General features: G+C 44.8%; 11 protein-coding genes. 7 read left to right on the plus strand and 4 right to left on the minus strand.

Annotated elements, in window-relative coordinates:
* Together AB7U21_RS07500 and AB7U21_RS07505 are read right to left on the minus strand one after the other, a co-directional pair.
* Nucleotides 1-641: tetratricopeptide repeat protein (locus tag AB7U21_RS07500; protein WP_428388034.1), on the minus strand; the 641-nt coding region annotated here is incomplete at its 3' end.
* A gap of 175 nt (nucleotides 642-816) precedes the next feature.
* Nucleotides 817-975: a hypothetical protein gene (locus AB7U21_RS07505; protein WP_333787998.1), complete on the minus strand. Its 159-nt coding sequence runs from the start codon at nucleotides 973-975 to the stop codon at nucleotides 817-819.
* A gap of 33 nt (nucleotides 976-1,008) precedes the next feature.
* Here AB7U21_RS07505 and AB7U21_RS07510 point away from each other — a divergent pair, with 33 nt between their 5' ends.
* From AB7U21_RS07510 to AB7U21_RS07540, 7 genes are all read left to right on the plus strand, one after another.
* Nucleotides 1,009-1,230: a hypothetical protein gene (locus AB7U21_RS07510; protein ID WP_428388036.1), complete on the plus strand. Its 222-nt coding sequence runs from the start codon at nucleotides 1,009-1,011 to the stop codon at nucleotides 1,228-1,230.
* A gap of 390 nt (nucleotides 1,231-1,620) precedes the next feature.
* Nucleotides 1,621-3,099, plus strand: coding sequence for an ATP-binding protein (locus AB7U21_RS07515; protein WP_428388038.1), 1,479 nt, complete (start codon nucleotides 1,621-1,623; stop codon nucleotides 3,097-3,099).
* A 121-nt stretch (nucleotides 3,100-3,220) separates the two neighbouring features.
* The gene (locus AB7U21_RS07520) at nucleotides 3,221-4,009 is read left to right on the plus strand and encodes a nicotinate-nucleotide pyrophosphorylase (protein ID WP_428388040.1); all 789 of its coding nucleotides are present in this window, start codon (nucleotides 3,221-3,223) and stop codon (nucleotides 4,007-4,009) included.
* Between the two features lie 199 nt (nucleotides 4,010-4,208).
* Nucleotides 4,209-4,478, plus strand: a complete 270-nt coding sequence (trxA, locus tag AB7U21_RS07525; RefSeq protein WP_428388042.1) for a thioredoxin — start codon at nucleotides 4,209-4,211, stop codon at nucleotides 4,476-4,478.
* A 59-nt stretch (nucleotides 4,479-4,537) separates the two neighbouring features.
* Entirely contained in the window at nucleotides 4,538-5,554 is a 1,017-nt protein-coding gene (locus AB7U21_RS07530) for an MBL fold metallo-hydrolase (protein ID WP_428388048.1), read from the plus strand.
* A gap of 90 nt (nucleotides 5,555-5,644) precedes the next feature.
* Nucleotides 5,645-6,049, plus strand: a complete 405-nt coding sequence (locus AB7U21_RS07535) for a hypothetical protein (RefSeq protein ID WP_333787268.1) — start codon at nucleotides 5,645-5,647, stop codon at nucleotides 6,047-6,049.
* 41 nt (nucleotides 6,050-6,090) lie between these two features.
* On the plus strand, nucleotides 6,091-7,857 hold the full coding sequence (locus AB7U21_RS07540; RefSeq protein WP_428388044.1) for a ribosome biogenesis/translation initiation ATPase RLI: 1,767 nt from the start codon (nucleotides 6,091-6,093) through the stop codon (nucleotides 7,855-7,857).
* 397 nt (nucleotides 7,858-8,254) lie between these two features.
* On the opposite strand, the gene AB7U21_RS07545 is transcribed toward AB7U21_RS07540, so the two are convergent.
* Nucleotides 8,255-10,177 (minus strand): molybdopterin biosynthesis protein, encoded by a 1,923-nt coding sequence (locus AB7U21_RS07545; protein ID WP_333787270.1) that lies wholly within the window; start codon nucleotides 10,175-10,177, stop codon nucleotides 8,255-8,257.
* The coding region (locus AB7U21_RS07550; protein WP_428388046.1) for a hypothetical protein at nucleotides 10,174-10,448 on the minus strand (275 nt) is incomplete at its 5' end. The genes AB7U21_RS07550 and AB7U21_RS07545, both read right to left, overlap by 4 nt.

The following is a 10,448-nucleotide window of genomic DNA, read 5'->3' on the forward strand; positions in this document are numbered from 1 at the left end:
TCCTCGGTCCTGCCAAGTTCCTCAAAGAGATAACCTTTGATGTACCAGGCCCGGGCATCCTGTGGATCAAGCCTGATGGCTTTTTCCAATGCCTGCATAGCTTCGTTGAATCTGCCCAATATAATGAGCGAGGCAGCTTTTCCATCCCATGCATCCAGATATTCGGGATCAAGTTCTATGGCTTTATCATAGACCTGTATAGCTTCCTCATCCATCTCAAGGTCGGCAAGTGCCTGACCTTTGCCATACCATGCATATGATCTCTGTGGGACGAGTTCAACGGCTTTCTGTGGGTCAAGTTCAACAGCTATATCCAATGCCTGTATCGCCCCGTCATATTCTCCCAGGTGATCAAGTGCAAGACCTTTGTTAGCCCAGGTATTCGCATTGTTCGGATCAAGCTCTGTGGCTTTATCTAACGCCTGTATCGCTTCTTCATGCCTTCCCAATCCGCAAAGTGCAGCACCTTTATCGTTCCAGGCCTCAGCATTCTGTGGATAAAGTTTAATGGCTTTATCAAAAGCTTTTACAGATTCTTCAAATCTTCCCTGATGGAGCAGTTCAAGACCATTTGTATACCATTTCTTCGCATCTTCACTGCTATTTGTATCTCTTTTCTTCAAACCATCGAACAATCCCATACTAATAACTCCTGTATTCTAAATAATCCCTCCACGGAAATAAACATGCTCTTCACATCGGCACTTTTGGGATCGTGGTAATATCATACCGGCAGTAACTACAAGTTTCCGGTCAAAGAGGTTCTGATCAAAGTTCCTTGAAGCGGATCTTTACAAAAAGGACGGGAAGGGACATTCATCGCTTCAATTTCTTCGCTAGATCTATCAAATACCTGAATTGCTTCAGCGTGTCTTTCATGCTCATGATGAGCAGGATCCCTTTTATTCCAAGCTTTAGCTTCCCGGATACTGCGATAACCAATATGTTCAGGATCATCTCTCTTTTAGTCCACACTATGTTCCTCTCCTCTCTTCAAAATAAGCTTTCATGGATAAACTACTTATGATGCCGACAGTTTCCACTTTATTTAGATGGATTTCCTCGATCAAAAATAATGTTATATTCCGTTGTTCTGCGAAGCTTGGCAGTGAAAAAGAGATGATACAGCGTCGTATCAACGCAACGGATGCTGAGATTGACAGGCTTGTGTATGAGTTATATGGACTGACGGATGAGGAGATCGCTATAGTGGAAGGAAAGTCTGCTTAAAGAAGGCTGTAACGTTGTGGGGAGGCTGTTTGATCTTTAATCTATAAGAATCGTATTTGTTATTGTTTTGATCTCTATACATTTATCATTGCAAATCATTTTTAACGCAAAGACGCAAGGTCGCGAGGACGCAAAGCTCTTTATTTCCTTCTTTGCACCTTAGCGTCTTAGCGCCTTTGCGTTGAGAAAATTTAGATAGATTAAAAAGAGTTTTATCAAAATCCTCTTCTGTTTTTTTAAAGCTGGTATGATTAAGGGATTTATATACTGCTTGTCATTTGATTGACAAGTGATTTATATACTAGTTGTCATTTGTTTGACAACTCTTTTATATACTTATTGTCATTTGATTGACAAGAGATTTAAATACTAATACGTTTTTCTTTTATCATGGACTTTTCACATCTAAGCCGTCTCAATCCATGGTGGAAAAATGGTTCTGAGATCTATAATGATGAGAAGATAAAGTCTTTCGGAGCAGCAAAAATACGCTGGGAGCCCCGGTTAAAGCATTATCTGGTTTTTGATCGTGACAAGATATATACTCTTCGCGGGCCTCGGCAGGTAGGTAAAACAACATTATGCAAAATCTTAATAAAAGAACTCATTGAACAAGGGACTGATCCCAAAAGCATCTTTTATTACAGCTGTGATCTGGTTCCAAATGGAGAAGAACTGTCCGGGCTGATCACTCTATATCTGGATTGGGTAGCTGCTTTTGATGCAGGTAGAAAATATATCTTTCTGGATGAGATATCCAATGTAAAGAACTGGGAAAATGGTCTAAAACACCTGGTAGATATCGGAAGTATGAGAAATACTTCTACCCTGTTGACAGGTTCGCATTCCATTGACATTAAAAAGAGTATTGAGCGGTTGCCGGGCAGGAGAGGAGAAGGGGAAGAGACCCTGGATAAGATCCTTCTGCCAATGAAATTTGCTGAATTTGCCGAAACCGTGAACCCCTCTCTAAAGGTTCTTTTCGACAAAGAGCAGCTTCGTTCGAATCATAAAAGGCAAGAGATCATTCAAGGGCTGTTCGAAGGAAAGATCGATCCAGTAGTTCGGACCCTCCAGGTCTATCAGGAAGACCTGAACACTTTATTCACCCAATATCTGATAACCGGTGGTATTCCTAAGCCCATCAATGAATTTTTCACAACGGGTAAGATCAATAACAGTACCTATGAAATTTACATTCGTTCACTTATGGGCGATCTTGCAAGATGGCAGATACCGGAAATTGCAATAAAACAAGTCTTAAGTTCTATCATTCTCAAACTTACAACAAATGTAAGCTGGAATAGTCTGGCTGCGGAAGCAGACCTCGGTTCTCACAATACGGCATCAAAGTATGTCCAATCTCTTGAAAATTCGTTCGTACTGAACACATTATATGCCATCAACCCATCTAAAGGGACTTTGAATATCACCAAAGACAAAAAAGTATACTTCAAAGACCCATTTATCTTCCACTCTCTGAGGTCATGGGTATCAGGGTCAGGCAACTACTTCGAGTCAAGTGTTGATCACATCAATGATCCCACCGATAAGAGCAAACTAGTAGAATGCATTGTTCACAGCCATCTTGTGAGATTAATGTACAATACTTTCCCAAGTGATGTTTTCGCTCCAGAGGACCATATCTTTTACATGAAGACCAAACGCGGAACTGAGATCGACTATGTTCTAAGATCAAAGAACAACGAATTACTGGCTATCGAATTAAAATACCAGAACCAGTTACAAAGTAGTGATTACAAAAGCCTGTCTTCAATGAAAAAGGGAATTATGCTTTCTAAAGACACCTTTGAGATAGAAGGAAATTACATGACCATTCCAGTCACTTTGTTTTTGTTACTGATATGATCCAGCTCCGATTTCCAGATCGTTCTGCATCTTAAGGGTTATTTTAATATCCCACGGATGCAATCTTCCTTTAAGAGATACATAAAAACGTTATCAATATAAGACAATAGGAAATCTTTTTATGGACCTGTTCGACCTTTATCTGGATGAAGACTGCCCCTATGGCGATGAAACGACAGAGCTTCTTGGCATAGAAGGTACCGGAAGATTGCGTATCATGTCAAGGGAACACGGAGTAGCTGCCTGTGTGGAAGAGCTTGCAGCTTTTTATCGGAAAAAAGGTCTTGAAGTGATCGCGCATGTGCGTGAAGGCGGGGAGTTCAATCCCCATGACGTGGTCTTTGAGGCAAAAGGTGATCTGCGCCAGCTTTTCAAGCTGTGGCGTATTTCGCAGACCTTCCTCTCCATGGTCTGCGCCATTGCTGCAACTACCCGTCTGTATGTGGAGACTGCGCGAAAGGTCAATAAGCATGTGATCATCGCAACAAGCAGGAAGACCCATCCGGGCATGCGCAGGTTCGAACTGCAGGCAGTCCGGGCAGGTGGTGGAGACCATCACCGCAATTCTCTCAGTGATTCTGTCCTGATCACCCAGAACCATCTGGGCGTGGTCGGTGATCTTAATGAAATGCAAGCTGTGCGCAGGATAGAGGTCGAACCCCGGAACGAGGAAGAAGCATTAAGGTATGCGAATATAGCGGATCTGCTGCTGCTTGATCATCTACCTCCTCAGGACATTCAAAGGCTGGCTCCTTTACTAAAGGAGAAGAATCCCGACCTGCGGATAGCTGTAGGGGGTATCTCGGCCCAGGAGATCCCTGATTATGCGGGTCTTGTAGATATCATTGTGATCTCTGCTCCATATTACGCGCCTCCTCTTGACCTGACAGCAAGGATATACCGGACATGATCCCCTGTCTCTCCGGGGGGACAGTTAGTTAGCCTGCGAAAGGTATTTATGGAAAGCAAACAATGGTTTTGCAGGGGTTCTACAATACCGTTGAAAGCTGCTCTTATGCAAGCCAGTGAACCCTATAAGACGGGCACTTTTTGTCCACCGCTAATGATCAAAAAGACTTGCGCTTCGCTGTATATCAGAAGGTGATAAAGTGAGCAAACCAATATTAATGGATTTTAGTGCTACATGGTGCGGACCCTGCAGAATGCAGAAACCCATTCTTGAAGAAGTTGAGAAAAAGTTCAAGGACCAGGTAGAGTTCAAGATAGTAGATGTCGACCAGAACAGGGATCTGGCAAAAAAATATGCGATACAGGCAGTACCTACGCTTGTGATCGAAAAAGATGGCCAGGTGCTCAAGCGTTTCACAGGTGTAACGTCGGCAGATGTGCTCAGTTCTGAGCTGCAAAAAGCTCTATGAGCCACTGGCGGCACACTTTCTGAAGCTATGCATTCCAGGCCAGTAAGATCATGATCTCTATGCCCCAGCAGCTTATTGACATGGGAGTATTGGCTTTTCGCCAGACTAATTCGCGAGGGGGTTTCAAACCCCATCTTTCTCTCAGGTTCATGTCCGATGAAGGCAGACCTGTGACTTTTTCTATCGACACTACCCGCAGCCCGAACAAATGCCTTCAGCCGGATGCATATCTTATCACTCACGCCCATTCTGATCACAATGGGAAGTCCGCAATGCTCTCAGAGCGTGCTCTCTGTTCGTCCAAGACTGCACAGGCTCTTGAGATCCGCTATGGTAAAGCGTATAAGGGAATGAGTATGGGTGTATGTGACTCTTTTGAGGTCGCAGGCGTCAAGGTGCAGACTTTTCCCACAGGCCACACCCCCGGTTCAACGGCATTCTACTGGGAAAATGAGGTCGGTACACGCATTCTTGTAACAGGGGATGTGAAGGACCCTTCCATGCTTCCAAAATGCGATGTGCTGATAACCGAGGCCAACTATGGTGATCCGGGAGACACAACGTGCTACTTCGAGGATGATATAGAGGGTCTTGGGCAATTGCTTGAAGAAAACCCCTGTGTTGCTCTTGGTGCCTATGCATTCGGGAAGGCTCAGAGGGTCGTTGAGCTGGTAAGGTCGCTAGGTTATGGTGATGTGATCGAGATGGAGGCCCAGTCTCTGGAACTTACACGATGCATGCTGGAAGATGCTGGAGATGTTGTGGGTTTGGGAGAGGCGGGAGGTAATACTTTATGTGTTGTTCCTCCGTGGGACCTGGATAGATTGCCGTGGCACACATCAAAGTATGTCATGAGCGGCAGGTCAGACTTCAGATATCCTTCTATACAGATCAGCGATCATCTGGATGTCAGAGGGCTTACAGATATGGTCAGCCAGATAGACCCGGAGTTCACAGTGGTCTATCATCCGGGTGGACACAGGCCGGGCAGATTTGCTGCTCATCTCAATTATCTGGGATCTGATGCTATATCCATTGACAAGATAGGCAATGTCCTGAGCAATGACTTTATTTAGTTTCGTTCATTAGTGGCGTATATACAGCTTTATATAACTGACATCCTTCTATACTATCCATTCCATTGATATTTTCAGGAGATACAGCCATTGAAAAAAGCAGCCAGGCAATCATCCGGTAAAAATAAGCAAATAGCTACCCAGGATGCATCCGAGGTACAGCAGGATAAGACTGCAAAAGGGATCCTTGCGGTGAAGCAGAGGACCCCTGAGGAAAAAAGGAAAGCACATATCCAGGGTATCATCAAGACAGCAGTTGCCTCTATTCTTGGTATAATTGCCGGTGTCCTTGCTAATATGCAGTATGGCATGGGCACTGAAACAAAATGGTATGCTGTGATCGCCATCGTTGCCATTCTGGCATATTATGCCCAGAGGCTCATCTATCCGGCTATAAAGATCAGTACCAAGGAATTTGGCTTCAAGGACTGGTTCTATGTGGAGTTCCTTGTGGTGGACTTCTGCCTGGTCACGTGGACACTTCTCCTGAACTGATACAATTTACTATCTTTATCTTTTCTTGACCAGTGATAAAAATGCGAATAGCTATACTTAATAAGGACAGGTGCCAGCCGCGAAGGTGCAGTCATGAATGCGAGAAGTACTGCCCCAGAGTGAGAACAGGTGACGAGACTATCATCTTTGGAGAAGACGGCAAGCCGGTCATCTCGGAAGAGATGTGTGTAGGCTGTGGTATCTGTATAAACAGGTGTCCTTTTGATGCTATTATGATCATTGGCCTCCCCGAGGCTCTCAAATTCCCAACGCATCGTTATGGTCCGAATGGCTTTGCACTTTATGGGTTGCCAGTTCCACAAAAGGGGAGGGTGACTGGTATCCTCGGTCCTAACGGTATCGGTAAAAGTACTGCAGTGCAGATACTCTCAGGAAGGCTGGTACCCAATTTCGGAGAGGAGGGAGGTACTTGGGACAGAGTGCTGGAACACTATGCAGGTACTGCTCTTTATGATTACTTCAAGGCTGTTGCCAACGGAAGTCTCAAGGTTTCCCAGAAACCTCAGTATATAGACCTTATACCCAAGGCTTTCAAAGGCAAGACATCTGATCTGCTTGCAAGGACAGATGACAGGGGAGTAATGGATGAACTGGTGGAGCGCCTGGACCTTTCGCACATAATCGACCGCAATATTACAGAGCTCAGTGGCGGTGAGCTACAAAGGGTTGCAATTGTTGCATGTGCTGCTAAAGATGCCGATTTCTATTTCTTCGATGAGATAAGTCCATATCTGGACATATACCAGCGTATCAACTGTGCCAAGCTCATACAGGAGATCGCACAGGAAAAAGCCGTGCTGGTAGTGGAACACGATCTTGCTATTCTGGACATGCTGGCAGATGTAGTGCATGTGGCTTACGGTGAACCCGGAGGATATGGTGTCATCACTCTTCCCAAAGGAGTGCGCATAGCCATTAACCAATATCTTAAAGGTTATCTGCCCGAGGAGAACGTGCGTGTCCGTCCCGAAGCTATATCCTTCGAGGTCCATCCGCCAAGGAACGAAACCGAGATCGATACCCTGGTTGATTATAGTAGTTTCTCCAAGAAGTACAAGGAAGGCTTCTCTCTAAAAACAGATGCCGGATCCATTAAGCAGGGCGAAGTGCTGGGTATTGTCGGACCTAACGGCATTGGTAAGTCCACTTTCATGAAAGTGCTTGCCGGGGAGGTAGAACCTGATGAAGGCAAGCTTGATATGAATATCAGCATTTCTTACAAGCCCCAATACATCAAGGCAGATGTTCACATGCAGGTCCAGTTCTTCCTGAGGGGCATATCTCGCAAGTTCGATAGCAGCTACTTCCAGACGGAAGTAGTAAAACCTTTAGGCCTTGAGAAGCTGTATGAGCGGTCTATTCCGGAACTCAGCGGTGGTGAATTGCAGAGGGTGGCCATAACCGCATGTCTGTGCCGCGATGCGGATATGTATCTTCTGGACGAACCAAGCGCTCACCTTGATGTGGAACAGCGTTCAATGGTCACGAAAGTGATAAAGCGCTTTGCTGAGAATAATGGAAAAACCGCTATGGTAGTAGATCATGATATCTATATGATAGACATGCTCAGTGAAAGACTGATCGTTTTTGAAGGTGAACCGGCTGTTTATGGTAAGGCTCATGCACCATTAAGTATGCACGATGGCATGAACAAGTTCCTTTCGAACCTTAATATCACATTCCGCCGTGATGAGGATACTCACAGGCCCAGGGTGAACAAGCCAGATTCCCGCCTTGACCGTGAGCAAAGGTCTAAGGGAGAATACTATTACAATGTCCTGGAATGAATTCTAAAGAACCATCCCGGTACTCCTATTTTGAAAACCTATCTTTCAATTAAGAACAAGTAGTGGATACTTTAATATTTTCATTAGTATGTGATGATCATCCCCGCAGTGTGGATCTACTTGTGAAGTTAGGTGGTGGTATTGGTGGTACTTATCTGTCGATCCTTAAAGAAGCATATACTACGGGGATGATAACTGTAAGGGTTGCAGGTTACACAAAGTCCATTAACTTCTTCAATAGTGCTAATCTGGCATTTCCTCAAATGTATATCATTTCGAATACTCATATATATTTCTTTTGCTTGGTATAAGTGTCATTATCTGCAAAAACCATTTGTATCGCATGATTTTACAAGTGTAGACTAATAGCATATAGCAAGCAAATATGATTCTATCGTTAAATTTTCTCTAGTATTTCGCCGGTCCTTTCATAAGTAAATATGCCAGAAGGAAGCCTGGTGGCGAAATCGTGGGAGCGTAGCGTTGCAAGCAGTTTTCTTACCTGCGGTATATCCATTATCTCTTTATTGATAAGAAAATCAAAATCCTCTACAGTAATAGGTATGAATTTAAGCCCCATTGATTCTGCAAAGGGCCTGATCCCAAATCCAACTTCTGCCTTTCCATTGCTTACAGCCTCGCACACTGATCTGTGTGTCCTTGAGCCAGAGTTGTAACCCGGGACCATCTTTACAAGTTCTGCTCTTGTAGTGCCTTTTTTAACAGCAAGTTCTTCCAGAAGCTTATCAAGCAATGCTCTGGTTCCCGAACCCCTGTTCCGGTTCACCAGTTTTTTCCCAATCAGGTCTTCAAGGTTCTTTATACTACTTTCCGGACGCACTATAAGTCCCTGTTCCCGGCGATACCCTTTCACAAGGACGGCGTTACGGATGCTCATGTTTCGGATGGCTTCCAGATTGTAATCTCCTGTCCCTGCCAGGTTGACGCCTGCAACATCAGCAATACTTCCGGCCATAGCACTTAATCCACGGCTTGAGCCCATACTTATAACCCGGAAATTCATTCCGGTCAGATCTTCCAGCAGGTCGATACCGGGACATTGGCCGCCGACGACCATGACGTCTACGGGAGCTATATTTCCGAAAAGTGTCACATCTACTGGTTTGCCAGGTTCCAGATACTCTGTTTCTTCGCTGATCTCAATGATGCCGTCAGCTTCCGCAAGAGTGGTAATAGCTCCTGACGTTTTATCTGCAGGATACACTCTGCCTCTGATCAGGCCCACAGGGAACAGTTCCTTCCTGCCCTCGGACCGTATGCCTGTTCCCAGTATTGCCCGAACTTTTGTTCTGAATGGGGGGTCAGTTTCAAGCGAATCGTATATCAGAGGAGCTATGAACTCATTAAATATGGACAGTGCAGAGGTGGGATTTCCCGGCAGTCCTATGAGCGGAATATCTTCGACAACACCGATAACTACTGGTTTTCCTGGCTTTATCGATATCCCGTGCAACAGTGTCTTACCCTTCTCGTCTATTATCTTGTACATTACATCGCCCACACCTGCAGAAGTACTGCCGGAAGTGAGCACCATGCTGCATTCCTGTAATGCACGGTCGATGACATCAGACATTGTACGTTCGTCATCCTTTACAATTCCATAGATCATTGGTTTTGCACCGCATTCTTCCACACTGGCAGCTATTGCATAGGAATTAGCATCATAGATCTTCCCGGCATATAACTGAGATCCGGGCTGCACAAGTTCATCGCCTGTGGAAATTATCCCAACTTTCAGTTGTTTTACTGCTACTTTGCTGATTCCTGTGGAAGCAAGCACTCCTATCTCACGTGGGCCGATGCGTACATTCCTGCGCAGCACACGTTCCCCTTTCATGATGTCAGCACCAGTGCGCATGATATTCTCGTTGATGTACACTGCCCGCCGGACAAGTATTTTGTCAGCTTCTACAGATGTATGTTCCACCATCACTACAGCATCTGCACCTTCGGGTATTGGTGCACCTGTGGCGATCTCTATAGCTTCTCCGGGACCCAGGACAAGATCAGGAACACATCCGGCTGCGATCGAGCCGATCTTCATCAATGGTACAGGTTCTATTTCTGTGGCGTTGTATGTATCTTGTGCACGCACGGCAAAGCCATCTTTAACTGACCTGTCAAATGCAGGTACATCTATGAATGAAAAAACATCTTCTGCAAGAATGCAGCCATTTATATGTTCCAGGAGTAATGTTTCTATCCTGGGATTTACTTTGATGTTTTTGATTATCCGGCGGGCTTCTTCCGAGGAGGTTAGTTCTCTGAATTCCTTTTGCTCCCTTTCCAACAGGTTCACTCCTTCAAGTGTTCTAATATCCTACCATTGAGTTTGAAAACCCTGGAAGCTACATACCAGAGCCCACATATGTATACTAACCAGGTTGCAATGGAAAGCCATTTAAGCGATTCCGTAGGGTCAAGTGCTTCAAAAGCTATGACTAACGTCACAGGCATCAGAAGTAATATAGCGATCACAGAGTCATTAAGGTACTTTAAGTTTTCTAATATCACTTTTTCTTTGTCTGGTGCAGATTCCATGGGAACACCCTTTCTGATTCTATTATATA

The organism is Methanomethylovorans sp. (assembly GCF_050177135.1).
In the GTDB taxonomy this organism is placed as follows: domain Archaea; phylum Halobacteriota; class Methanosarcinia; order Methanosarcinales; family Methanosarcinaceae; genus Methanomethylovorans.